The sequence below is a fragment of the Agrobacterium sp. 22094 genome (genome assembly GCF_052046015.1).
Taxonomy (GTDB): Bacteria; Pseudomonadota; Alphaproteobacteria; order Rhizobiales; family Rhizobiaceae; genus Agrobacterium; species Agrobacterium cavarae.
This window is the reverse complement of the sequence record NZ_JBQEPX010000001.1, coordinates 1,681,352-1,702,467: the sequence shown is the minus strand read 5'-3', so window position 1 is coordinate 1,702,467 and position 21,116 is coordinate 1,681,352. Positions and strand designations below refer to the sequence as shown.

At 59.0% G+C, this 21,116-nt stretch carries 27 protein-coding genes and 1 riboswitch; of the genes, 16 read left to right on the top strand and 11 right to left on the bottom strand.

Features of this window, described 5'->3' with window-relative positions; genetic code table 11:
* Positions 1 to 35 precede the first annotated feature (35 nt).
* Positions 36 to 806, bottom strand: coding sequence for a trans-aconitate 2-methyltransferase (tam, locus tag ACTJK5_RS08250; RefSeq protein WP_062425807.1), 771 nt, complete (start codon positions 804 to 806; stop codon positions 36 to 38).
* A gap of 235 nt (positions 807 to 1,041) precedes the next feature.
* Between tam and ACTJK5_RS08245 the strand changes: the two genes are divergently transcribed.
* Entirely contained in the window at positions 1,042 to 1,926 is an 885-nt protein-coding gene (locus tag ACTJK5_RS08245; protein WP_112952233.1) for a branched-chain amino acid aminotransferase, read from the top strand.
* A 57-nt stretch (positions 1,927 to 1,983) separates the two neighbouring features.
* Here ACTJK5_RS08245 and ACTJK5_RS08240 read toward each other — a convergent pair whose 3' ends face one another.
* Entirely contained in the window at positions 1,984 to 2,892 is a 909-nt protein-coding gene (locus ACTJK5_RS08240; protein ID WP_440612156.1) for a LysR family transcriptional regulator ArgP, read from the bottom strand.
* A gap of 91 nt (positions 2,893 to 2,983) precedes the next feature.
* On the opposite strand from ACTJK5_RS08240, the gene ACTJK5_RS08235 reads away from it, so the two are divergent.
* The gene (locus tag ACTJK5_RS08235) at positions 2,984 to 3,592 is read left to right on the top strand and encodes a LysE/ArgO family amino acid transporter (protein ID WP_062425804.1); all 609 of its coding nucleotides are present in this window, start codon (positions 2,984 to 2,986) and stop codon (positions 3,590 to 3,592) included.
* Here ACTJK5_RS08235 and ACTJK5_RS08230 read toward each other — a convergent pair.
* Positions 3,579 to 4,451 carry a LysR family transcriptional regulator gene (locus ACTJK5_RS08230; protein WP_062425803.1) on the bottom strand — a complete coding sequence of 291 codons (873 nt, stop codon included), beginning with the start codon at positions 4,449 to 4,451 and terminating at the stop codon, positions 3,579 to 3,581. The genes ACTJK5_RS08235 and ACTJK5_RS08230 overlap by 14 nt on opposite strands.
* A gap of 103 nt (positions 4,452 to 4,554) precedes the next feature.
* Here ACTJK5_RS08230 and ACTJK5_RS08225 point away from each other — a divergent pair, with 103 nt between their 5' ends.
* On the top strand, positions 4,555 to 5,097 hold the full coding sequence (locus tag ACTJK5_RS08225; protein WP_062425802.1) for a GNAT family N-acetyltransferase: 543 nt from the start codon (positions 4,555 to 4,557) through the stop codon (positions 5,095 to 5,097).
* A gap of 111 nt (positions 5,098 to 5,208) precedes the next feature.
* Here ACTJK5_RS08225 and ACTJK5_RS08220 read toward each other — a convergent pair whose 3' ends face one another.
* Positions 5,209 to 5,547 (bottom strand): hypothetical protein, encoded by a 339-nt coding sequence (locus ACTJK5_RS08220; protein ID WP_112952234.1) that lies wholly within the window; start codon positions 5,545 to 5,547, stop codon positions 5,209 to 5,211.
* Positions 5,548 to 5,766: 219 nt separating this feature from the next.
* Here ACTJK5_RS08220 and ACTJK5_RS08215 point away from each other — a divergent pair, with 219 nt between their 5' ends.
* The 7 genes from ACTJK5_RS08215 to ACTJK5_RS08185 all read left to right on the top strand — a co-directional run bounded on the left by ACTJK5_RS08215 (position 5,767) and on the right by ACTJK5_RS08185 (position 10,686).
* Entirely contained in the window at positions 5,767 to 6,369 is a 603-nt protein-coding gene (locus tag ACTJK5_RS08215) for a superoxide dismutase (RefSeq protein ID WP_062425801.1), read from the top strand.
* Between the two features lie 124 nt (positions 6,370 to 6,493).
* Positions 6,494 to 7,342: a metallophosphoesterase gene (locus ACTJK5_RS08210; RefSeq protein ID WP_440612155.1), complete on the top strand. Its 849-nt coding sequence runs from the start codon at positions 6,494 to 6,496 to the stop codon at positions 7,340 to 7,342.
* A gap of 286 nt (positions 7,343 to 7,628) precedes the next feature.
* Positions 7,629 to 8,060, top strand: a complete 432-nt coding sequence (locus ACTJK5_RS08205; protein ID WP_062438183.1) for a c-type cytochrome — start codon at positions 7,629 to 7,631, stop codon at positions 8,058 to 8,060.
* 76 nt (positions 8,061 to 8,136) lie between these two features.
* On the top strand, positions 8,137 to 9,054 hold the full coding sequence (locus tag ACTJK5_RS08200) for a c-type cytochrome (RefSeq protein ID WP_440612154.1): 918 nt from the start codon (positions 8,137 to 8,139) through the stop codon (positions 9,052 to 9,054).
* A 56-nt stretch (positions 9,055 to 9,110) separates the two neighbouring features.
* Positions 9,111 to 9,318: riboswitch (cobalamin riboswitch) on the top strand.
* Positions 9,319 to 9,462: 144 nt separating this feature from the next.
* On the top strand, positions 9,463 to 9,645 hold the full coding sequence (locus ACTJK5_RS08195; protein ID WP_082447245.1) for a CbtB domain-containing protein: 183 nt from the start codon (positions 9,463 to 9,465) through the stop codon (positions 9,643 to 9,645).
* An 11-nt stretch (positions 9,646 to 9,656) separates the two neighbouring features.
* Positions 9,657 to 10,364 carry a CbtA family protein gene (locus ACTJK5_RS08190; RefSeq protein WP_440612153.1) on the top strand — a complete coding sequence of 236 codons (708 nt, stop codon included), beginning with the start codon at positions 9,657 to 9,659 and terminating at the stop codon, positions 10,362 to 10,364.
* A 4-nt stretch (positions 10,365 to 10,368) separates the two neighbouring features.
* Positions 10,369 to 10,686, top strand: a complete 318-nt coding sequence (locus ACTJK5_RS08185) for a hypothetical protein (protein ID WP_440612152.1) — start codon at positions 10,369 to 10,371, stop codon at positions 10,684 to 10,686.
* Here the strand turns inward: ACTJK5_RS08185 and ACTJK5_RS08180 are convergent.
* Positions 10,683 to 11,255 carry a type 1 glutamine amidotransferase family protein gene (locus tag ACTJK5_RS08180; RefSeq protein WP_440612151.1) on the bottom strand — a complete coding sequence of 191 codons (573 nt, stop codon included), beginning with the start codon at positions 11,253 to 11,255 and terminating at the stop codon, positions 10,683 to 10,685. The two genes, ACTJK5_RS08185 and ACTJK5_RS08180, sit on opposite strands and share 4 nt — an antisense overlap.
* 24 nt (positions 11,256 to 11,279) lie before the next feature.
* A complete protein-coding gene (locus ACTJK5_RS08175; protein WP_062425795.1) occupies positions 11,280 to 11,768 on the bottom strand; it encodes a GNAT family N-acetyltransferase in 489 nt (162 codons plus the stop codon).
* Positions 11,769 to 12,110: 342 nt separating this feature from the next.
* Here ACTJK5_RS08175 and ACTJK5_RS08170 point away from each other — a divergent pair, with 342 nt between their 5' ends.
* Together ACTJK5_RS08170 and ACTJK5_RS08165 are read left to right on the top strand one after the other, a co-directional pair.
* On the top strand, positions 12,111 to 12,926 hold the full coding sequence (locus ACTJK5_RS08170) for a helix-turn-helix transcriptional regulator (RefSeq protein ID WP_440612150.1): 816 nt from the start codon (positions 12,111 to 12,113) through the stop codon (positions 12,924 to 12,926).
* Positions 12,927 to 13,024: 98 nt separating this feature from the next.
* Positions 13,025 to 13,573 carry a YbhB/YbcL family Raf kinase inhibitor-like protein gene (locus ACTJK5_RS08165; protein WP_440612149.1) on the top strand — a complete coding sequence of 183 codons (549 nt, stop codon included), beginning with the start codon at positions 13,025 to 13,027 and terminating at the stop codon, positions 13,571 to 13,573.
* A gap of 57 nt (positions 13,574 to 13,630) precedes the next feature.
* On the opposite strand, the gene ACTJK5_RS08160 is transcribed toward ACTJK5_RS08165, so the two are convergent.
* Entirely contained in the window at positions 13,631 to 14,044 is a 414-nt protein-coding gene (locus tag ACTJK5_RS08160; RefSeq protein ID WP_440612148.1) for a MerR family transcriptional regulator, read from the bottom strand.
* A 169-nt stretch (positions 14,045 to 14,213) separates the two neighbouring features.
* Between ACTJK5_RS08160 and ACTJK5_RS08155 the strand changes: the two genes are divergently transcribed.
* From ACTJK5_RS08155 to dmeF, 3 genes are all read left to right on the top strand, one after another.
* Positions 14,214 to 14,978, top strand: a complete 765-nt coding sequence (locus tag ACTJK5_RS08155; protein WP_440612147.1) for a sulfite exporter TauE/SafE family protein — start codon at positions 14,214 to 14,216, stop codon at positions 14,976 to 14,978.
* Positions 14,979 to 15,084: 106 nt separating this feature from the next.
* Positions 15,085 to 15,357, top strand: a complete 273-nt coding sequence (gene dmeR, locus ACTJK5_RS08150) for a Ni(II)/Co(II)-sensing transcriptional repressor DmeR (protein WP_333629929.1) — start codon at positions 15,085 to 15,087, stop codon at positions 15,355 to 15,357.
* Positions 15,358 to 15,364: 7 nt separating this feature from the next.
* Positions 15,365 to 16,375, top strand: a complete 1,011-nt coding sequence (gene dmeF / locus ACTJK5_RS08145) for a CDF family Co(II)/Ni(II) efflux transporter DmeF (RefSeq protein ID WP_440612146.1) — start codon at positions 15,365 to 15,367, stop codon at positions 16,373 to 16,375.
* A gap of 94 nt (positions 16,376 to 16,469) precedes the next feature.
* Here dmeF and ACTJK5_RS08140 read toward each other — a convergent pair whose 3' ends face one another.
* The gene (locus ACTJK5_RS08140; RefSeq protein ID WP_113226736.1) at positions 16,470 to 16,754 is read right to left on the bottom strand and encodes a hypothetical protein; all 285 of its coding nucleotides are present in this window, start codon (positions 16,752 to 16,754) and stop codon (positions 16,470 to 16,472) included.
* A gap of 283 nt (positions 16,755 to 17,037) precedes the next feature.
* Positions 17,038 to 19,137: a S9 family peptidase gene (locus ACTJK5_RS08135; RefSeq protein ID WP_113262087.1), complete on the bottom strand. Its 2,100-nt coding sequence runs from the start codon at positions 19,135 to 19,137 to the stop codon at positions 17,038 to 17,040.
* A gap of 233 nt (positions 19,138 to 19,370) precedes the next feature.
* Here ACTJK5_RS08135 and ACTJK5_RS08130 point away from each other — a divergent pair, with 233 nt between their 5' ends.
* The gene (locus tag ACTJK5_RS08130; RefSeq protein ID WP_062438172.1) at positions 19,371 to 19,772 is read left to right on the top strand and encodes a DUF930 domain-containing protein; all 402 of its coding nucleotides are present in this window, start codon (positions 19,371 to 19,373) and stop codon (positions 19,770 to 19,772) included.
* A gap of 33 nt (positions 19,773 to 19,805) precedes the next feature.
* Here ACTJK5_RS08130 and ACTJK5_RS08125 read toward each other — a convergent pair whose 3' ends face one another.
* Positions 19,806 to 20,222: a SufE family protein gene (locus ACTJK5_RS08125; RefSeq protein ID WP_062425787.1), complete on the bottom strand. Its 417-nt coding sequence runs from the start codon at positions 20,220 to 20,222 to the stop codon at positions 19,806 to 19,808.
* Between the two features lie 212 nt (positions 20,223 to 20,434).
* On the bottom strand, positions 20,435 to 20,845 hold the full coding sequence (locus ACTJK5_RS08120) for a DUF5330 domain-containing protein (RefSeq protein ID WP_113262086.1): 411 nt from the start codon (positions 20,843 to 20,845) through the stop codon (positions 20,435 to 20,437).
* Between the last annotated feature and the right edge of the window lie 271 nt (positions 20,846 to 21,116).

Below are 21,116 nucleotides of genomic sequence, written 5' to 3'. Positions count from 1 at the left end.
CGGACAGGCATCGAGCCATGTCTGTCCCTTCACGATCAGCCGCGCACTGCGACGATGAACAGTCGTGGAAATCGCAAAAGGCGCCGTCCATCCGCAAGTCGCGGATAGGCGGCGTCGATACGCTGTCGGTAATCCTCCAGAAACGCCTCTTGATGTTCAGCGCCAGCAACTGCCAGATAAGGACGAAGACCTGTGCCCTTCACCCACTCCACGATCGCCCCGGCATCCGCCATGGGGTGATTGTAAATGCTGTGCCATACATCGACGCGGAGCGCTTTCGGCGACAGGCGATCGATGTAGTCAGCGGGGGAAGGCAGCGGCTTGCGACGCAGTTGTCGCCCTTCGAAGTTCTGACGCCATGGACCGGAGCGGCTCGTTTCCTCCATCAACAAGTGACCCGGCTCATTGAGGTTGTCCGGCATCTGGATAGCAAGGACGCCACCGGGGGTCAGATGGTCCATCAGCCTGTCGAGAAGGTCGATGTGGTTCGGCAACCATTGGAATACCGCATTGGCATATAACAGATCGGCAGGCGCATCCGGTATCCAGGATGATAGATCGGCTTGCACGAATTCGGTCGTCGGCAACCTGAGTGCGGCTTCTTCCAGCATATTCTCATCGCTATCGACGCCGGTAATGACGTTGACACCATAGCGCTCCGTCAGAAGCTCGGTGGAGTTTCCGGGGCCACAGCCAAGGTCGAAGCCCTTCATGACCCGCTCCAGTGGGACCTGTGCCAGAAGGTCACGCGCTGGCCGCGTCCGCTCGTCCTCGAATTTCAGATATTGCTGTGCCGACCATGCCATTTCAGGCCTCCCTGCGCTTATGTCTTATTGAAGATGCCACAGCGTCCTCACGACTGCCAGATCACCTCGATTGGCGTAGCAACGCGGGGACCATATTCTTGGCTGCACGCAATAAATGCGCTTTTCACGGCAATCCTCGGGCAATATTCCTTCCTTTTGATCGTCGCGGGGAATTTCATCTTGACCTCATGGCCGAGCGGGCATTCATTCCGCTGCATTCAAGAAGGAGAATGCCATGTCCGTCGATACCGCACCCCGTTCCACAACCTGGACCTACGTCGATGGTCAATGGCTTCCCGGCAATCCTCCCTTGATCGGCCCCACCTCCCACGCCATGTGGCTCGCTTCGACCGTCTTCGATGGCGCACGCTGGTTCGATGGCCTGGCACCCGATCTCGATCTGCACTGCCAGCGCGTCAACCGCTCTGCCGTCAACATGGGCATGAAGCCGACCATGACGCCTGAGGAGATCGAGCAACTGGCGCTGGAAGGCGTGAAGAAGTTCGATGGCAATATGGCGATCTACATCAAGCCGATGTACTGGGCCGAGCATGGCATGCGTGGCTCCGTCGTCGCTCCGGACGCGGAGTCCACCCGCTTCGCGCTTTGCCTGTTCGAGGCACCGATGGATGCTGGCGTGCCACTGACGCTGACCGTCTCGCCGCTGCGCCGTCCATCGCCGGAAACGGCCATGACCGATGCCAAGGCTGGTAGCCTCTATCCCAATAGCGGTCGTGCCATCATTGAAGCCCGCTCGCGCGGCTTCGACAACGCGCTGATGCGCGACATGAACGGCAATGTGGCCGAGTCCGCATCCTCCAATGTCTTCATGGTCAAGGATGGCATCGTCTATACGCCGATGCCGAACCGCACCTTTCTGGCAGGCATCACCCGCTCTCGCGTCATGATGTTGCTGCGCCAGGCTGGTTTCGATGTGCGTGAGGCAACGCTCTCCGTCGAAGACTTCCGCAACGCCGACGAAATCTTCTGCTCCGGGAACTATTCCAAGGTTTCCCCAGTCATCAAGCTCGACGAACGCGAACTCCAGGCCGGCCCTGTGGCGCGCAAGGCGCTGGACCTTTACATGGACTGGGCCAAATCGACGGTGTCGGCTGAGTAAAAAGACGACATTGGAACTCCTTGTGGATGTCGCATGATTACGGTGTCCCAGGGAGTTCTATTCGCTCTTGATCTGCACCAACTCATGACGCGCCACCTCTATCACCGCATCCGTCAGCGACTTTAGCCGATCCGCAGCCAGCCGGTTGACCTGCCAGAACAGCGGGACGTCGAACGGCGTTCTCGCCACAAGCTCCACCAATCGCCCCTCCGCCAGATGATTGCGCACCAGAAGTGCCGGGTTCATGCCCCAACCCATGCCAAGCAGCGCGGCATCCACAAAGCTTTGGGTAGATGGTAGCCAGTGGGTCGGGTGGACGATGGACGCGCCGAAAACCTGGCTGATCCATTGCTGCTGGAGCCGGTCTTTCTGGTTGAAGGTGAGGGCAGGAGCTTGTGCAAGTTCGGTTTCCGTCACGCCCTTGGGAAAGTATCGGTCGATAAAAGCGGGGCTTGCTGTTGCGTGGTAGCGCAGAAGGCCGAGCGGCGTGACACGGCAGCCCTGAACCGGCTTTTCAAGACTGGTCACCGCCGCGAGGACGCGTCCGCGCTGCAGCCATTCCGCCGTGTGATCCTGGTCATCCACCGCCACATTCAGGAGAAAGCCCGACTGATGTGTGAAAGCGGAAACTGCCTTTAGGAACCATGTGCCGAGACTGTCGGCATTGGTTGCGATGTGCAGCGTCACGCGGCTGCTGACCTCGTCGGAAGATAGAAGAGCGGGAAGCTGGCTGAAAAGCTCAGACTCCAGCATGCCCACATGCTCCATGTGGCGGCAGACCCATTCGCCTTTTTCCGTCGCCGTACAGGGATTGCCACGCAGGATGAGAACGGCACCCAGCCGTTCCTCGAGTTGTTTGACCCGTTGAGAGATGGCCGACGGCGTGACGTGTAGCGCCAGTGCCGCCTTTTCAAAACTGCCGGTCTGCACCACCATCGCCACCGCGCGAAGCCCTGCGTAATCCATAGGGTTAGCCCTGCTTAATCGAGATAAGCATCTTTAACTGGATTAAACCGTTGCCGCCACCTATTCGGTGCAAGGGCTTAAGGGGCATCGTATGGAATTTTCAGTATATCTCACAGGCTTCACTATGGGGCTGACGCTTATCATGGCCATCGGCGCGCAAAATGCGTTCGTGTTGCGCCAGGGCCTTCGCGGCGATCATGTCTTCGCCGTCTGCCTGGCCTGCGCGCTTTCGGATGCGATCCTGATCACCATCGGCGTGACTGCCTTCCGGCAGATAGCCATGGTCATGCCGGCGATCGAACCCGCCATGCGCTATGCGGGTGCCGCGTTTTTGGTGTGGTATGGCGCAAAGAGCCTGCAGTCGGCACTTCGGTCCTCAGAGGCCTTGGCCGCTGCATCCGGCACGGTCACGCCCTTTGCTCCCACACTTCTTACCTGTCTGGCGCTGACATGGCTGAACCCGCATGTCTATCTCGACACCGTCGTTTTGATCGGCACGATCTCGACGCAGTTTCCGGGCAAGGAAGCGGTCTTCGGTGCAGGTGCCGCCACGGCGTCATGTGTCTTCTTCTTCTCGCTCGGCTATGGAGCCCGCTGGTTGCGCCCCGTCTTCGCCAATCCGGCGGCGTGGCGCATCCTGGAAGGCGTCATTGCGCTTGTCATGTGGCTAATCGCACTCACACTTCTCACTGGCGGTTAAGGGCAGCGACAAGTGCGCGCAGCGGCGCCGTCATGTGCTTGTCGCGCCTCATTGCCAGCACCAGATGACGTTCCAGTTTCGGCATGAGCGAGCGCGTTTGTAGCCCTTTCGAAGCCGCGTCACGAACGGCCATGGCGGGTACAATGGCGACACCAAGGCCTGACTCGACCAATGTCTTGAGCGCCTCCACGCTGCCAAGCTCCATGACGGGCTGGACTCGTCTGCTGCTGTCTTTCAGCCACCCATCAACAAGCTTTCGGGTATTGCCACCCTGATAGAGGAGCAAGGGCTGGCCGCAGAGATAATCGGCGTCAATGTCTTCCGGGATGGCAGACACGTCCGGTGGGAAGACCGCGACCAGTTCTTCGCGGTGAAGTTCGCGCAGATCGAGGCTGCGACCGGTGACGGGAAGCGTGACGATCGCGGCATCGATCTCATTGTTTTCCAGGAGGCGGACGATATCCGGCGTGTTGCCGGTCTCCACACGGATTTCGATTCCGGGCATGTGCCGACGGATCTCTCGCAAGATCGTCGGCAGAAAGTAGATGAGGGCTGTCGCACCGGTACCGATGCGCAAGCGTCCGCTCTGGCCGCCCCGATGCGGCGCGACGGTCTCGATGGCCTGAGACACTTCGTCGGCAATGCGCCGTGCATGCACCAGAAGATCGCGTCCTGCGGGCGTTGGCTGCGCCCGTCTCCCTACGCGCTCGATGAGCCGAACGCCAAGCTGCTTTTCAAGCAACCGAATGTGGAGGCTGATGGCGGGCTGTGTCAGTCCAACCTTCTCCGCCGCCGCGGAGAAACTACCGAGATCCGCGACATCAATGAAGCTCTTCAACTGTCGGAGGTCGAAATCCATATCAAAGAATCCCTTATGCTCTGCATAAGATCTATAATCTTTATTTTGATATGTGTCTGGTGCAGATTGCAGCGACCCGCATACCCCTTCAGGATTTTCTGCAATGACTTCCGCCACAAGAACCGCCATGATCATCCGCCCCTGCGAAGAGGGGGATATCCCTGCGATCGTTGAAATCTACCGCGACGCCGTTCTCTATGGCAGCGCCAGCTTCGAAATCGAGCCGCCGACGGCTGATGCTATGCGGGAGCGCTGGAGAACGCTCCTTGCCGGCGGCTTCCCCTATATCGTCGCGGAAATGGAAGGTGCGGTTGTCGGCTACGCCTATGCCGGACCCCATCGTGCCCGCCCGGCCTATGGAGCAACGGTGGAAGACTCCATCTATGTCGATCCGAACAGAAAGGGCTTGGGGATCGGCAAGACCCTGCTGCTTGCACTGATCGAAGAGGCGGCGGCAAGGGGTTTTCGCCAGATGGTGGCGGTTGTCGGCGATTCCGAGAACGCCGCTTCTATCGGCGTTCACCGCGCCACTGGGTTCGAGATGGTGGGAACCCTGAAATCCGTCGGCTGGAAGCACGGCCACTGGCTGGACATCGTTCTCATGCAGCGACCATTGGGCGAGGCGGACAGAACGCCTAGAGTGTAAATCTAAAGTTCTATCCAATGATCGCCATTGCTTACGTGCTTTACGTAAGCAGCGCTCCGCTTCTTGAATTCACTCTGTTCGTTAGACGAGCGAAAAGTCTTGAACAGGCTGTCAGGGCTTGGTGGAGCCAGGAAGCTCGACCTTGACGGAATCGGCCGACAATTCGCTGCCGAGCTCCACGGCCTTGGTCTTCTTGTCGTAAACGCAGATGTGACTAACGGTTGCATCTGCTCCTTTCGCCTTTCCGGTCAGGATCGCCAAGCCGTAGTTCTCGCTTCCTGTCGGATCGACGACGGCCTTCGCGTCATCCATCAGCCTTGCCCCCGCATCGAGGCATTTTGCCTGCACGTCGGCGACGAACGCTTCCCAAGCATTATCGGACGATGCGGCTGCGGGGAGCGCCACAAGGGATGCCATGATCAAAACCAAAGCCTGTTGTTTCACTGCCATGTCCTTTCGATAGTCTCTCATAGGATCAGCCGAACGGATCGCTCGGAATCGGTACGGCAAACTGGGTCGCAATCATGTTTTTGAAGAGGCGTGAGAGGAATTTTCTCTTTTGCTGGAACATTTTGACAATTCACAGGTTGCCTGAATTGACGGCTGATCCTATGGTCCGCGCACAAGGTTTCGAGGAGCGGCCCAGCCGCTGCAACAAGGAGTAAAACCATGGCCTTTGAACTTCCCGAACTCCCATACGACTACGACGCGCTTGCGCCTTACATGTCGCGCGAAACGCTGGAGTTTCACCACGACAAGCACCACAAGGCCTATGTGGACAACGGCAACAAGCTGGCTGCAGAAGCCGGTCTTTCCGACCTGTCGCTCGAAGAAGTCGTGAAGAAGTCCTTCGGCACCAATGCTGGTCTCTTCAACAACGCTGCCCAGCATTACAACCACGTCCATTTCTGGAAGTGGATGAAGAAGGACGGCGGCGGCAACAAGCTGCCCGGCAAGCTCGAGCAGGCGATTGCCTCCGATCTCGGCGGTTACGACAAGTTCAAGGCTGACTTCATCGCAGCCGGCACCACGCAGTTCGGCTCCGGCTGGGCCTGGCTTTCGGTCAAGAACGGCAAGCTTGAAATCTCCAAGACCCCGAACGGTGAAAACCCGCTGGTCCATGGCGCAGAGCCGATCCTCGGCGTCGACGTGTGGGAACACTCCTACTACATCGATTATCGCAACCTGCGTCCGAAGTACCTTGAAGCTTTCGTCGATAATCTCATCAACTGGGATTACGTTCTGGAGCGCTACGAAGCCGCTTCCAAGTAATTTTCCGATCGATCGGATAAGCAGCACCCGGCCTTTGCGCCGGGTGTTTTGCTTTGCGGCGTCTTCCGATCCTTGCAGGCGTTGTCACACCTCTGTCATGCGGCGCTTCTAAGCGGTAGCGATCATGACAGCCACATCCATCGCACCGCTCTTTTCCTTCGGCATCGTCGCTGACCCGCAATATGCCGACATCCCAGCCCGACCGGAGATGAATCGCTTTTACGCGGAGAGCACGAAAAAGCTGACGGCTGCGATCGACGCCTTCAACCAGGAGAATCTGGCTTTTGTCGTCACCCTTGGCGACCTGATCGACCGCGGCTGGGAGAGCTTCGACGGTATCCTTGGCTGTTACGATCACCTCAGTCATCGCTCCATTCTGCTACCCGGAAACCACGACTTTGCTGTCGAGCCGGAGCATTTGCCAAAGGTCCACGATCGGCTCGGCATGCCGGCAAGGTGGTATGACTTCAGTCTCGGCGAATTCCGTTTCATCGTGCTGGACGGCAATGATGTCAGCACCTTCGCGCCTCCAACTGGCGATCCGCGCCGCGAGCTTGCCACGACCCGTCTGGAGGCGCTACGCGAGGCGGGAGACCTGAACGCGCAGGACTGGAATGGTTCTTTCAGCAATGAGCAACTGTCCTGGCTGCGGGCAACGCTTGCCAAGGCCGATGCCATGCAGGAGCAGGTCGTCCTCTTTTGCCATTACCCGCTCTATCCGGCGAACGCGCATAATATGTGGGACGCGCCAGAGGTGCTAAAATTGCTGGCCGCTCATGACAGCGTCAGGGCGTGGTTCTGCGGGCACAATCACGATGGCAATTACGGCGTGATCGGCAATACCCACTTCGTCAACGTCAAAGGCATGGTGGACACGCCGGACCAGAACGCCTTTGCCATCGCCGATGTCTATCCGGACCGCATCGCCCTGCGTGGCTTTGGCCGGGAGCTAAACCGTGTTCTGATGTTTTGACGTCACGATCATGTGGTCGCTCCCGTCATTGTCGAAGATCTGTCGGCCCCTTGTGAGCCTTTCTCGCCGCTTGCCATGGGCGCAAAGGAAACTGAAAAAGCCAAGTTTAGGTATCTGATTTTCCTCTGGAAAATCACCTGAATGTGACTTCTTTTTGCCATGTGAAGCCTGCATCTTCATTTCTGTTCGACTCGGTGTGCCGCCCGGCACGCATACGCGTCTCATGAAGTCGATGCGGAACGGCGAACAACCACCCTCCGGTGCCACCGGAACAAGGAGAGAGAGCATGAAATTCAAGACGATTGCCGCATCCATTCTCATAGGCTGTCTTTGCGCCGGAGCGGTTTCCGCGGCCGGCGAGGTTGAAAAGCGCGAAGGCTTGATGAAACAGATCGGTGGCGCCATGGGCGCGCTCGGCGCGATCGCCAAGGGCGAAAAGCCCTATGACGCCGAGACCGTGAAGACAGCTGTCACCACGATCAGCACCAACGCCAAGGCATTCCCAGATCAGTTCCCGGCGGGTTCTGAAGGCGGCGCTGCGTCGCCTGCCATCTGGCAGAACTTTGCGGACTTCAAGGCGAAGTCGGAAAAGCTCGGCGCGGATGCCGATGCCGTTCTCGCACAACTGCCCACCGATCAGGCGAGCACAGGTGCTGCCCTGAAGACGCTCGGCGCCGATTGCAGTTCCTGCCATCAGGCCTATCGTGTGAAGAAGTAAGCGACCCAAGAAGAGCCCGCCGGTTCAGCGGCGGGCTATTTCCTTCAATGATATTTTATCGATAGCGGAGAGGCGGATGGCATCCATCTGGGGAAAGCTGGCAGGCGGTATTGCGGTCGCAGGTCTCGCCGGCTTCGGCATTTTCATGTGGGTGACGGCACCTGAGCGCCAGCCGCCGAGCCACTGGGCCAATCTGGGTGAACCCGATCTGGCCAATGGTGAAACGCTGTTTTGGGCAGGCGGATGCGCAAGCTGTCATGCTGCTCCGAATGCCAGCGGCGATGCCTTGAAGACGCTGTCCGGCGGCCAGGCCTTGCCAACCCCCTTCGGCACTTTCCATGTTCCCAATATTTCACCCGATCCACAGCATGGTCTCGGAAGCTGGACGGTGGCCGAGTTCGGCGATGCCATGACCCGAGGGGTCGGAAAGAACGGCGAGCATCTCTATCCGTCCTTCCCCTATACGTCCTATGCCCGCATGACGGCGCAGGATATCAATGATCTCTTCGGCTATCTGAAGACGCTGCCCGCCAGCACCAATGACGCACCTCCTCACGATTTGCCATTCCCGCTCGACATGCGACTGGCGCTCGGCGGCTGGAAATTCCTCTATTTCGACAAGGGCGCGCCACGCGTGCAGCTTGCCAATGCCAGCGCCGATGTGGCGCGCGGCCAATATCTGGTGGAAGGCCCGGGCCATTGCGGCGAGTGCCACACGCCACGCACGGCACTTGGCGGTCTGAGCAAAGACAAGTGGCTGGCAGGCGGCCCGAACCCAGAGGGTGAGGGGACGATCCCCGACATCACGCCGGGCTCGCAAGCCATCGGTTCCTGGTCGGTCGCCGATATCGCTAGCTATCTCGAAACTGGCTTCACCCCGGATTTCGATAGCGTCGGCGGCTCCATGGTCAAGGTGCAGCAGAATATGGCGAAGCTTTCCGCTGAAGATCGCAACGCGATCGCCGCCTATCTCAAGGCCATTCCGGCGCGCTGACATCTGTGAATACGGGAGGCCCAAGCTTCTCGCATTGACTCTCCAGAACCCCTGGCCGATAACAGAGGCGTGATGGTCTTTCCGGTTCTGCCGGAAAGTGAAAAGGGAACACGATCGGAGCTCCGCTCTCATTCGTGGCTGCCCCCGCAACTGTGAGCGGTGAGCCTGAAAACAACAGCCACTGATGCTAAACTTGGCATCGGGAAGGTGTTTTCAAGGCTACGACCCGCGAGCCAGGAGACCTGCCATTACGAAGTGTCGTCAATGCCGGCGGGGTGTCCGGAAGAGCACGGTTTTCGGGTTGGCACCATCCGTCCGAAAAGCCCTGTTTGTCTTTCCCCGTGGTGAAGGTTGAATGCGTGCGTCCGGCTGCCTGAAAGCAGCGCGCCGCTGAAGAAGAGGGTCACCATGTCTATCCAACAGAATACGGCGTCGAGCGCCGTGTCTTCGACCACATCGAAGCTCCTGCAGGCGCTGAGTGCGGTTGCACTTGGCCTGTTCATTGTCGGTTTCGTTGGCTTCTCGCATGTCGAGGCCATGCACAACGCGGCGCATGATACGCGTCACGCCAATGCTTTCCCCTGCCATTGAGGGGAGATGAGATGCCGTTTTTCAGAAACATCGTCTTTACCGCGGTCCTCGTCGGCCTGATTGCGGGTCTTGCCGTCAGCGCCATGCAGGCGGTCGGCACCACGCCACTGATCCTGCAGGCGGAAACCTTCGAGAGCGCCGGTGGCGAGGCGGGTCATTCTCATGATGCCGCCATCCCCGCGGATCACCACCATGACGCGGAAGCCTGGGCACCTGCGGATGGCTTCGAGCGCAACGCCTACACCGTCGCCGCCAATGTCCTTACGGTCATCGGCTATGCGCTGGTGCTCACGGGTCTTATCTCGCTTCGCGGCTCTCAGGGCGGCTGGCGCGAAGGTCTGTTCTGGGGGCTCGCCGGTTTCGCCGCCGTGATGCTGGCCCCGATGATCGGCCTGCCGCCGGAACTGCCGGGCAGCCCCGCTGCCGATCTTGGTGCGCGTCAGGTCTGGTGGATCGCAACCGCTGCCGCGACTGCCGGAGGCATCGCGCTCCTCGCCTTCCGCCGCTCGGAGCCATGGGCGGTGATCCTTGCCGTCGTGTTGATCGTTGCGCCGCATGTCGTCGGCGCGCCATTGCCACCTGCGGGTGAACATGCGCTGGCGCCGCTGCCGCTGGAACGCCGCTTCGTCGTGCTCGCCACCGTCACGAGCTTCGTTTTCTGGCTGATCTTGGGCTCCCTCAGCGGCCTGTTCCTCAAGCGCTTCGACGCTGCAAAGTGACATGATGACAGAGGAGAACGCAGTCGATTGGAGCGATGACCTCGATTGCCTGCGTTTTTCCGTTCCCGGTCATGGCGCGCCTTGCGCCATGCATCGGCTTGCTTTCAAGGTGTTGATCAATGATGCGCTGACGGAAGAAACCTGTCGCGCTTACTTCGTGGCAAACCGCGAAGCATTTCTCGCGGCGGCCACCAACAAGATCGAGCGGCTGAGTATCCCCTTCGAGCGCAGCCTCCATATCAACAGCCGCGATCTTCGCCGAGTCATGACAGGAGAAGACGCGCAAGGACCGGCGCGCCTCTGCCGTGTGCTGGATCGTTAAGTCGGCACGTGTTCCGCGGAAAATACCGATAGTTCCGCTTCGGCTTCCGGTCCCCACAGACCGAGGGCTTTCAACACCTCTTTCGCGAAGCTGACCGGTGAATTGCCTGGTGCTGTGACAACACCCTGATCGCTGACGGCTTGTGGCTGATCGCGGTAGAACGTTGCTCCGTCATAGCCGCCGTATTTCTGATGCGACGCTAGGGCGTTGCCCGTATGGGCCACACTGTTCAGGATGCCGGTACCGGCGAGCGCGCTGGCCGCAGCACAGATGCCTGCAACCACGCGGCCTTTTGCCCTAAAGCGATGGACCAGATCGCTAAAATCGGGCGCAGTGCCTTTTTCCCAACTCAAACCGCCCGGGATGACCAGCGCGTCGATCGTCTCCGGGTCGAGGGCGTCATGGGACATGTCCGGCATCACCTTGAACCCGCCCATGGACGTCACAGGCTGGCTGTCGGGTGAAGCGGTGACGATCTCGACACCGAGATAGCTGCGGGCCGCAGCGGCAAGCAGCGCAGGCTCCCAGTCGGCAAAGTCTTGCGTCAGCGCGATGGCAATACGAGTCATGTCATCCTCCAGAAGCGAAGAAGCTCAGGCGATCGCTTGCATGAAGCGCATGCCGGTGACGGGACGCGGAACGAAATCCATGTTTTCGTAGAATTTGTGTGCGGCGAAGTTGCCGGTCGCAGCGCCGACCGACAGGAAGTCGCAGCCGCAGCGTTTTGCAACGTCGCGGGCGCGCGCCACCAAGTGCTGACCGGTGCCGTGACCGCGATGGCCGTCACGCACGAAGAGGTGGTGCAACTCCATGCCGCGGCGGCCTTCCTGGGCGCGGTAGAGCGGCACGAGAATGGCGTAGCCGATAAGTTCGCCTGCAGCTTCCGCCACCAGTGCGGTGATCCATGGAACCTGGCCGAACAGATCGCGCTCAAGCTTCTCCGGCGTGATCGCGGCGGCATCGCCATGATGGGCGGCGAGCAGGGTGATCATCTCGTTGAGTTCAGGCAGATCGGCTGCGCGCGCACCACGAATGGTGACGACGGGCGGTCTTGGCAGTGTCAGGAGGCTATCTTCGGTCATGGGTCTGGTCCTTCGGTTGTCTGGTTTTTTGCCGTCAGGACGCTTGGAAAACAACAAAGCCGCCTGACGGCGGCTTGTTGACAAAGTGATCTGTCGAGCCGCCCTTTACAGGTAGGCCCAAAAATACGTGCAGGAGATGGGTGCGCGTTCGTTGATCATGGGCGATTCAATGCGCTCGAATTGGAAAGCTGTCAAGGGGCGGTTTTCGCATTTTGGATGGGTCCGTCTCGATGCCTGCCACGAGGGCAAGCGGCGCATTGACATCGGTCGTCGTCAGTCCGCTATGTGTCTGCGCGGCGTGCTCTCGCGCTCGATAAGTCAATGGCAGGGACAAAAGCATCGATGACGGCGCAATCTGCAGAGCAATTGGGTTTTCAGGGCACGGGCGTCTCGATTTTTCCCATTACCCAGGCCACGGCCGCGACATTTACGGATCTGTTCATCGGCGTGACCTTCCTGTGCTTCATCTGCGCCGGCAGCAAAAGGGTCGTCTGCCCCGTGAATGGCGAATTCGTCGGCGAGGCGGGTGACCTCCTGATTTTCCCCTCTGGTTCTATCGTCACCTTGGAAAACCGTCCTGTCAGCGCCGCGAATTATCGGGCGACCGGCATCTATTTCGATCACGAATTGATTGATGCGGTCTTCGCCGGTCCACCGCGGGCGTCAGGCTCGCCCGGTGTCCAGATTATTCGCCAAGCAGCAAGCGCGGACTATGATGTGGTGGAGGTCACGCGGCAGGCCTTGGATGATGACACTCTACCCTTGTCGGTCAAACGCCATCGGCTTCTGGAGCCGTTGGTCTGGCTCCGCCATCACGGTGTCCATCTGCCGCGGCGAGGGGAAGATCAACCCTGGAACAAGGTGCGGCAGCTGATAGAGACCGACATCAGCCAGCCTTGGCGGGCCGAAGACGTCGCGCGCCATTTTGCCATGAGTGAAGCCAGTTTTCGCAGGTGGCTGGCGAAATCCGGTCCGGGATTTTCGCAGATCCTGTTGAACACGAGGCTGGAGAAGGGGCTTGGGATGCTGCAATCGACGGATACGCCGATCTCCAGTATCGCGTTGGAGTGCGGCTTCAAGACGCCCTCGCATTTCTCCGAGGCCTTCCGCAAGAGATTCGGTCTTAAGCCACGCTCTATCCGCACAGCCGAATTCTGATCGTTTTTCGATAGTCTTTGATCGCGAGCCGGAAGCTCGAAATTCCTGGCCGGTTTATGTCTTGGAGCATGATCAACGTCTGGAAAGGACACCACATCATGCTGAAAAAGAACGTTGCGACCGGCGTCATTCTGGCTCTTCTGACCGCCACGACAGCAAGTGCCGCGGACTTCAAATTGTCGAGCACATCAATTGCCGAGGGTCAGCAACTTGCGTCGACCTTCGTGTTCAAGGGCTTCGGCTGCGAGGGCGGAAATCAGTCGCCGCAGCTATCCTGGTCTGGCGCACCGGCTGGCACGAAGAGCTTTGCCATCACGGCCTACGACCCGGATGCGCCAACAGGCTCGGGCTGGTGGCACTGGAACGTGGTGAATATTCCCGCCTCGCAAACGTCGCTCGAACTTGGCGCGAGCGGCGAGAAGACACTGCCTGCGGGCGCTGTGGAAATCCGCAATGATTATGGTGTAGCCGGTTTTGGCGGGGCATGCCCGCCGCCCGGTGAAGTCCACCGCTACATCTTCACCGTCCATGCCCTCGGCACCGAGCATCTGGACCTGCCGGACAATGCCAGCAACGCGCTTGCGGGATTTATGATTGGCGCCAACACCCTTGCCACGGCAAAGATCACAGCGGTCTATAACCGCTAGGGGCGCAGCAGAGGACAGTCGCTGGCGCTGGTGACTGTCCTTTCCCGGCATGACGTCTCAATGATCGTGATCGCACAGACCATGATCTGACAGCGCCCGGATGACATAGCAGTCCTCGATGGAATGTCCGTCGCAGTGCGAGACGATACGCTCCAGCTCGTGTTCCAGCTTCTTCAGCTTGGCGATCTTTTCCCGCACGGTGGCCAGATGATCGGCGGCAATGCGGTCCGCACCCGCGCATGGCATTTCGCGATGCTGGCTGAGCGCGATCAATTCGCGGATCGCGTCGATGTTGAGACCGAGATCGCGGGCGTGCCGCACGAAAGCGAGACGTTCCAGATCGGCCTTCTCATACCGGCGCTGATTGCCCTCGGAGCGGTCGGCTTCGTCAAGCAGCCCCATTTGCTCGTAGTAGCGAATGGTCGGGACTTTCACGCCTGTCCGTTTCGATAAATCGCCGATGGAATACATAGGCCTCATCCTCATAGCTATAGCTTGTAGAGATATAGGTTTGAGCCAATGGGAACGCAATTGTTTTGCCGTCTCCGCTGTCAGCCATAAAAGAAAAGCAGTTGGCTATTGACGGGCGCTGATGGAGTATGACGCAAGCGACAACGCCTCCCTTTAATGATCACCCGTCATGCCCAGTATTCTATCAACCGATCTTTCCCTTTCCGCCCTGGCATTTCTGGTGCTTGTTGCTTTGAGCGCAGGTCTCGCGCGCGGTTTTTCCGGCTTCGGCGCGGCGCTGATCTTCGTGCCGCTCGCCAGTTCGGTCATGGGGCCACAGATTGCCGTTCCGCTTCTTCTTGTGGTCGATGGGGTGATGACGCTTGGCATGATACCGGGGGCAGTCCGTCGTGCGGATCGCCGCGACGTGCTCACCATGGCGGTCGGCGCCATCATTGGCGTGCCACTTGGCGTCCACCTCCTGATGACACTCGATCCCGTCACCATCCGCTGGGCCATCGTCGTCATCGTTGTTGTGCTCTTGTCGCTCCTGATGTCCGGTTGGCGCTATAGAGACCAGCCAAAGGCAATTCTGACGGCGGTCGTCGGACTGATCGCAGGTGTGTTTTCCGGCGTGGCGCAGATTGGCGGGCCGCCGGTCGTGGCCTATTGGTTGGGTGGGGCTGTGCCGCCGGTCATCGTTCGGGCCAATATCATTCTCTATTTTGCAATTTCCACGGTGCTCAATGCCACAGCCTATCTGTGGAATGGTCTCATCACGGTGAAGCTCATCGGCCTAGCGGTTCTGGTCGCCCCGGTTTACGGCCTTGGTGTATGGCTCGGCAGTCGAATGTTCGGCCTTGCGGAAGAGAAGACCTTTCGCCGCATCTGCTATGGAATGATCGCAACCGCAGCCCTCATCAGCATGCCGCTCTTTGATGCGCTGAAGGGCTGATCGAACGCTCTGCTACCATCTGCATCTTCTCAAGCAGCATAGGGGACTTGCCGTCTGCCTCAAGAGAAAATAGTATACTCCCCTATACTATAGGGAGGATAGGCAGATGTCCCATACGATCCGCGACAAGGATAAGCTTATGGCGCGTATCCGGCGCATGAAGGGGCAAATGGAAGCGGTGGAACGGGCGCTGGAGGGCGGCAAGCCCTGTGGCGATGTTCTGCAACTCCTCGCCTCGGTTCGCGGCGCGCTCTCTGGCCTGACGGGCGAAGTGATGCAGGAGCATCTGCACGAGCATGTGCTGCACGCCGCAAATGACGAGGAACGCGCCAAGGCTGCGGAAGAGCTGGCGCAGGTTCTCAAAACCTACATTCGATAAGGTGACGATGATGGCAACGATGGAACATAGCCACGCGGATGGCACACATAGCCACGTTTTCTTAGGCAGCGATCACGAGCGCAACGAGCGACGCGTCTGGATGGTCATTGCTCTGACCACCGTCATGATGGTGGTGGAGATCGCAGCAGGTCACTGGTTCGGCTCCATGGCCCTGACGGCCGATGGCTGGCATATGTCGACCCATGCAGGCGCGATGCTGATTTCGGCGCTTGCCTATCTTTATGCCCGCAAGCACGCGCATGATCCGCGCTTCACCTTCGGTACGGGAAAGTTTGGTGATCTCGCCGGTTTTGCCAGTGCGGTAGTGTTAGGCGTCGTTGCGCTGCTGATTGCCTGGGAGAGCGCCTTGCGCTTCCTCTCGCCGGTAGAGATCGACTTCAACCAGGCGATCATCGTTGCAGTGATCGGTCTGGTCGTCAACATCGTCAGCGCGCTTCTCCTCAAGAACGATCACCATCACCATGGACATCATCACGATCATCACGATGATCATAGCCACGAGAGCCACGCCCACCATCACGGCGCTCACGCTCATCACTCGGATTCCCATGGATCGCACGCGCATCATGGGAGCCGCGACAACAACCTGCGCGCCGCCTATCTGCACGTGGTGGCAGATGCCTTGACCTCGGTGCTGGCCATCGTGGCCCTTGTTCTCGGCAAATGGAACGGCTGGACCTTCCTCGATCCGGCGATGGGCTTTGTCGGCGGTATCGTCATTGCCCGTTGGTCCTGGGGACTGCTTCGCAGCACGGGCGCAGTGCTGGTGGATGCGATGCCGCAGCAGCGCTCACTCGTGGCGAAAATCCGCGACGTGGTCGAAACGGGCGAAGAAAGCATTACCGACTTACATGTCTGGCAAGTTGGCCCAGGCCATCACGCTGCCATCGTGTCCCTGTCCACGAGAGGCGAGACATCAGCTGCAGCCTACCGGGAAAAGCTTTTAGAGATTGAAGAATTGTCGCATGTGACGGTCGAGATCAACGCGGCTGCGTGATCGATGCGCAAAACGCGCTCTTGCAATGGCTCGGGGCTTTGCCTGAAGCCGCGACAGCCGGTAGAGTGGGCGCCGCCGGAAGCATCCGGCGGTATCAGTGTTCCGTATAGGCCTGATAGACCCATGCCGCATCAGCGGCTTCTGAAGGTCCCTGTGACGCGGTCGATGGCGCCGCCGCAGCCTCTTTCACCGCGTCGCGGTTGACGGTCCAGAGCACGCTTGCCAGCGCACCTGCTTGCAGGGCGTTAACGAAGGAAATCGTGCTGCCGGAAAAGGCAGGCGAAGAAACCTCTGAGACAGCGGCGTCTGTTTGCACTTTCTCAATAGGTTGTGAGCGACTTTGATAGGGCGCTCCGCCAATGTTGTTGTCGATGTTCATCGTTAGCCTCACCAAGCTGTTAACGGTTTTTTAACCGCTGAAGCTTGCGCGAAGCTTGCTGCGCGTTGTTCGGATGCGTTGACGGTGCTTGACAGGGGACAAACCCCTGCTTCGTTTTTGCACTTTAGGGGCTTGCAAAATAACAAAAACCCCCCAAATGCCGATTCTTTGACGATCAGACGCCGTTCGAACCTGCATTACGCGGGGAATCACTTTGAGAATGGGCAGAATCAGCGATGCGCCCGAACGCACCGCCGATCTCTCCAAAATGGCTTGAATGGCCTTAGACTTGATCCTTGCCCGCGACTTTCAGCGCGAAGGCATATTCGAAGGCGATCTCCTCGAGCCGTTGGAAGCGGCCGGACTTGCCGCCATGACCTGCGGCCATATTGGTTTTGAGCAGGATTGGCGCGTCGCCGGTGGTCTTCTCACGCAGCTTTGCCACCCACTTTGTCGGCTCCCAATAGGTCACGCGCGGGTCCGTCAGACCGGAGATCGCAAGGAGAGGCGGGTATGGCTTGGCACCGACATTGTCATAGGGCGAGTAAGCAGCAATCCACTGATACTCCTCTTCGGACTCCAGCGGATTGCCCCATTCCGGCCACTCCGGCGGCGTCAGTGGCAACGTGTCGTCGAGCATCGTGGTCAGCACGTCGACGAAGGGAACGGCGGCAATGATGCCAGCGAATTTCTCCGGCGCCATATTGGCGACAGCTCCCATCAGCATGCCGCCGGCAGATCCGCCTTCGGCGATAATGCCGCTATAGGAGGTGAAGCCCTCCTTCACCAGATGGTCGGCGGCGGCGATGAAGTCCTTGAAGGTGTTCTGCTTGTGCTCCATCTTGCCGTTTTCATACCACTCGAACCCCTTGTCCTTGCCGCCGCGTATATGCGCGACCGCATAGATGAAGCCCCGATCGGCAAGCGACAGGTTGTTGGTGCTGAAGGAGGCCGGAATGGTGATGCCATAGGCGCCGTAACCATAGAGCAGGCAAGGTGCGGAACCATCGAGCGGCGTGTCCTTGCGGTAAAGCAGCGACACTGGCACCAGTGCACCGTCATGCGAAGGCGCCATAACGCGGCGTGTCACATAGTCGTCCGGGTTATGCCCGGATGGCACTTCCTGGGTTTTCAGAAGCGTGCGCTCGCGCGTCACCATATTGTAGTCGAACAACTGGCTTGGCGTCGTCATGGATGAATAGCTGAAGCGGATGACGTCGGTGTCGTATTCGGCAGCGCCATGCAGCCCTAGCGAATAGGCTTCCTCGGCAAAGGCGATCGCATGTTCTTCACCGGTGGAGCGATCGCGAATGACGATACGCGGCAGGCCGTCCCGGCGCTCCAGCCAGAGCAGATGGCGGGCATAGGCATCGACGGAGAGAATGAGTCGGCCCGGCTCATGCGGCACGACCTCTTTCCAGTTTTCCTTGCCCGGCGCCTCTATCGGGGCTTCGACGATGCGGAAATCCTTGGCGTCTCCATCATTGGTAAGAATGAAGAAGACATTGCCGCCTTCCGCCATCGAATACTCGATGCCTTCCTCGCGCTCGGCCACGATCTGCGGCTCCGCCATCAGATCCTTGGTGGAGAGGATGCGGTATTCGCTCGTCTCGTGATCGTGGATATCGATGAAAATGAAGTCATCGAGAACCGAGGCGCCGACGCCCATGAAGAAGCCCGGATCCTTTTCCTCGTAAACCAGCCGGTCGGACGATTGCGGCTGTCCGACAATGTGGTGGAAGACCTTGGACGGGCGGTGGTTTTCGTCCTGAAGTGTGTAAAAGAAGCTCTTGCCGTCAGGCGCCCAGGCGCCACCGCCGCCGGTGTTTTCAACGACATCATCGAGATCGACGCCGGTCGCAAGGTCGCGGATGCGCAGCGTGTAAAATTCGGAGCCCTTGTCGTCATAGCTCCAAATACCGCGGCTGTGATCGGAGGATTGATCGAGTCCGCCGAGACGGAAATAGTCCTTGCCTTCCGCTTCCTTGTCGCCGTCGAGCAGGACATGCTTCTCGCCGCCATCGCGCGGGGTGCGGAAGTAATGCGGCTGCTCACCGCCGGTCACGAACAGCGTGCCATAGGCATAAGGCCCGTCATTGACCGGAACTGAGGAATCGTCCTGCTTGATGCGGCCCTTCATTTCTTCGAAGAGCTTTTCCTGAAGCGGCTTCGTATCCGCCATCGCGGCTTCCATATAGGCGTTTTCCGCTTCCAGATGGGTGCGGATCGCGGGGTCGAGCAGGGAAGGGTCCTTGAACATCGCCTGCCAGTTATCCGCCCGCAACCAGCCGTAATCATCCGTGCGCGTGATGCCGTGATGCGTATCGCTCACCGGCTTCTTCTGTGCATGGGGCGGGGTGGGCAGGTTCTTGAAAATGGTCAAGACAAACTCGCTTTCATAGGAAAATCACTCTGCGTTTTAATGATGTAAAGTGCCCCTGCGGCGCTATCAAGTTTCATTGTCCCCGACGGAATATCAGCAGGGCACATTTTCGTCGGGTTTCGATCACATTCTGGCGGTAGACGACGCCATCGCCTGTTGCTTCGAGGAGATGCGGCAGGCGTTTCCCCGCCCGAAGAATGCCAAGAAGACTTGAGAAAGCCTCATTAAATCCGATGCAAAAGCCTCTATTGATCGCCCTTTTGACCGCCTCTTCCGTCCTCTCGTTCTCGCTTCCGTCCTACGCCATCGATGCAAATGTCATAAGACAGTTGAACCAGCTTGCGCCCGAGGAGCGCCTGGAGCAACGGTGCGATATCGAAGCGATGGAGCGCATTGCCAAGGAGCAGAAAGGCATGAAGCCCGACAAGGTGATTGCCTATGCCTTTGGCGATCCCGATGTCGCCAAGGATTCGATCAAGGCTTCCGGCGCGGTCTTCCGCAGTGGTGGCGAATGGTTCCGCCTCAGATACAAATGCCAGGTGGCGCCGACGACACTCGGCATCCGCAACTTCGATTACAAGGTGGGCGACAAGGTGCCGGAATCGCAGTGGGCGAAGCACTATCTCTACGATTGAGAACAATGAGAGCGGCGGCTTTGCCCGCCGCGATCAGGCGGCCAGCAGCCTCGCTTCCTCGCGGATGCGATTGACCATCGAACGAAGGCCGTTGGCGCGCTGCGATGAGAGATGTTCGACCAGACCGATCTTGCCAAACACTTCGATGGCGTCGAGGGCGGCAATTTCCGAGGCCTTTTTGCCTGAATAGGTGGCGAGCACGATAGCCACCAGCCCGCGCACGATATGCGCATCCGAATCGCCCTCGAAGGTCAATATCGGGTCAGGTCCGCCATCGCTGTGGCTTACGACCCAGACCTGGCTGGCGCAGCCCTGGACCTTGTTCTCTGCGGTCTTCTTCTCGTCCGCCAGATCCGGCAGTTCCTTCCCCAGTTCGATCACGTAGCGGTAGCGATCCTCCCAATCGTCCAGGAAGGAGAAGTCGTCCATGATCTTGTCGAGAGAAGCCATTTGCCTGCCATCCATGTTGCTGCCCCGATATAGGGCAATGGCGAATGGAATTGAACCGCTGCCTCAAGAAAAAAGCCCTGCGGCAAAGCATGGGCTTCGGGCAGGGCATCAGGAGTCGGGCAGTCAGGCGGCTCATCTATAGCGGGGATGAGTCACAAGGGGTTTTGAGAGGATCTCTCGAATTGGTTAGGCTTGATCGCTTCCCTCTATCGTCAGAGCGCGGGGCGCTTCTGCGGCAGGGGAATGGTGTTATCGACCTTGATGGTTCCGGTCTTGATATCGTCGCTGGCTGCAACGGTCTCGGCCTTGGCGACAGCCTCGCCAGCAGGGGCGACCTTGGGTTCATCGGCAGTGTTCAGGTGGGAGTCGATCAATTCATAGGCTACCTTGGCGCCTTCGCGTGCCCGCTCACCCAGAGCATGGAAGGTCTCCGCACCCTTGACGCAGACGTCCGGCTTTTCGACGCAGATGGCACTGACGTAACGGTAGGCTTCGCTGGCAGCGGAAACCGCGCCGGCGACGTTCATTTGCGAGTTCTGGCTATCGGTGTTGTTGCCGCCAAAATAGGACAGTGCGACCAGCACCAGCGAAAACCAGATTGTTCCTTTGATCAGAAACCACATTGCAAGACTACCCTGTTTGACCGGCGCCCTTTTCGGATCATCCGCTGTTGCCCTGTTGTCCGGGCTTGCAAACACCCTAGAGCCAAGAGACCAACACCCCTTTGCAAAAAAACGCGTGATTTAATTCAAATTTTAGCGACTTGTTCCCGCCGCTGGTGACGATTGTGATTTAGGTCGGATTTTAGCGACCGATGTTAAGCATAATTGCGGCGGGCGCGCGCAATCGCAGGCCTTCGCGACGATAACGCCCGCCACAAATCTTAACGGTACC

What these genes read in the sequence shown, in the direction of transcription:
- tam (WP_062425807.1), bottom strand. Translation starts at nt 806, where the DNA reads ATGGCATGGTCGGCACAGCAATATCTGAAATTCGAGGACGAGCGGACG.
- ACTJK5_RS08245 (WP_112952233.1), top strand. Translation starts at nt 1,042, where the DNA reads ATGTCCGTCGATACCGCACCCCGTTCCACAACCTGGACCTACGTCGAT.
- ACTJK5_RS08240 (WP_440612156.1), bottom strand. Translation starts at nt 2,892, where the DNA reads ATGGATTACGCAGGGCTTCGCGCGGTGGCGATGGTGGTGCAGACCGGC.
- ACTJK5_RS08235 (WP_062425804.1), top strand. Translation starts at nt 2,984, where the DNA reads ATGGAATTTTCAGTATATCTCACAGGCTTCACTATGGGGCTGACGCTT.
- ACTJK5_RS08230 (WP_062425803.1), bottom strand. Translation starts at nt 4,451, where the DNA reads ATGGATTTCGACCTCCGACAGTTGAAGAGCTTCATTGATGTCGCGGAT.
- ACTJK5_RS08225 (WP_062425802.1), top strand. Translation starts at nt 4,555, where the DNA reads ATGACTTCCGCCACAAGAACCGCCATGATCATCCGCCCCTGCGAAGAG.
- ACTJK5_RS08220 (WP_112952234.1), bottom strand. Translation starts at nt 5,547, where the DNA reads ATGGCAGTGAAACAACAGGCTTTGGTTTTGATCATGGCATCCCTTGTG.
- ACTJK5_RS08215 (WP_062425801.1), top strand. Translation starts at nt 5,767, where the DNA reads ATGGCCTTTGAACTTCCCGAACTCCCATACGACTACGACGCGCTTGCG.
- ACTJK5_RS08210 (WP_440612155.1), top strand. Translation starts at nt 6,494, where the DNA reads ATGACAGCCACATCCATCGCACCGCTCTTTTCCTTCGGCATCGTCGCT.
- ACTJK5_RS08205 (WP_062438183.1), top strand. Translation starts at nt 7,629, where the DNA reads ATGAAATTCAAGACGATTGCCGCATCCATTCTCATAGGCTGTCTTTGC.
- ACTJK5_RS08200 (WP_440612154.1), top strand. Translation starts at nt 8,137, where the DNA reads ATGGCATCCATCTGGGGAAAGCTGGCAGGCGGTATTGCGGTCGCAGGT.
- ACTJK5_RS08195 (WP_082447245.1), top strand. Translation starts at nt 9,463, where the DNA reads ATGTCTATCCAACAGAATACGGCGTCGAGCGCCGTGTCTTCGACCACA.
- ACTJK5_RS08190 (WP_440612153.1), top strand. Translation starts at nt 9,657, where the DNA reads ATGCCGTTTTTCAGAAACATCGTCTTTACCGCGGTCCTCGTCGGCCTG.
- ACTJK5_RS08185 (WP_440612152.1), top strand. Translation starts at nt 10,369, where the DNA reads ATGACAGAGGAGAACGCAGTCGATTGGAGCGATGACCTCGATTGCCTG.
- ACTJK5_RS08180 (WP_440612151.1), bottom strand. Translation starts at nt 11,255, where the DNA reads ATGACTCGTATTGCCATCGCGCTGACGCAAGACTTTGCCGACTGGGAG.
- ACTJK5_RS08175 (WP_062425795.1), bottom strand. Translation starts at nt 11,768, where the DNA reads ATGACCGAAGATAGCCTCCTGACACTGCCAAGACCGCCCGTCGTCACC.
- ACTJK5_RS08170 (WP_440612150.1), top strand. Translation starts at nt 12,111, where the DNA reads ATGACGGCGCAATCTGCAGAGCAATTGGGTTTTCAGGGCACGGGCGTC.
- ACTJK5_RS08165 (WP_440612149.1), top strand. Translation starts at nt 13,025, where the DNA reads ATGCTGAAAAAGAACGTTGCGACCGGCGTCATTCTGGCTCTTCTGACC.
- ACTJK5_RS08160 (WP_440612148.1), bottom strand. Translation starts at nt 14,044, where the DNA reads ATGTATTCCATCGGCGATTTATCGAAACGGACAGGCGTGAAAGTCCCG.
- ACTJK5_RS08155 (WP_440612147.1), top strand. Translation starts at nt 14,214, where the DNA reads ATGCCCAGTATTCTATCAACCGATCTTTCCCTTTCCGCCCTGGCATTT.
- dmeR (WP_333629929.1), top strand. Translation starts at nt 15,085, where the DNA reads ATGTCCCATACGATCCGCGACAAGGATAAGCTTATGGCGCGTATCCGG.
- dmeF (WP_440612146.1), top strand. Translation starts at nt 15,365, where the DNA reads ATGATGGCAACGATGGAACATAGCCACGCGGATGGCACACATAGCCAC.
- ACTJK5_RS08140 (WP_113226736.1), bottom strand. Translation starts at nt 16,754, where the DNA reads ATGAACATCGACAACAACATTGGCGGAGCGCCCTATCAAAGTCGCTCA.
- ACTJK5_RS08130 (WP_062438172.1), top strand. Translation starts at nt 19,371, where the DNA reads ATGCAAAAGCCTCTATTGATCGCCCTTTTGACCGCCTCTTCCGTCCTC.
- ACTJK5_RS08125 (WP_062425787.1), bottom strand. Translation starts at nt 20,222, where the DNA reads ATGGCTTCTCTCGACAAGATCATGGACGACTTCTCCTTCCTGGACGAT.
- ACTJK5_RS08120 (WP_113262086.1), bottom strand. Translation starts at nt 20,845, where the DNA reads ATGTGGTTTCTGATCAAAGGAACAATCTGGTTTTCGCTGGTGCTGGTC.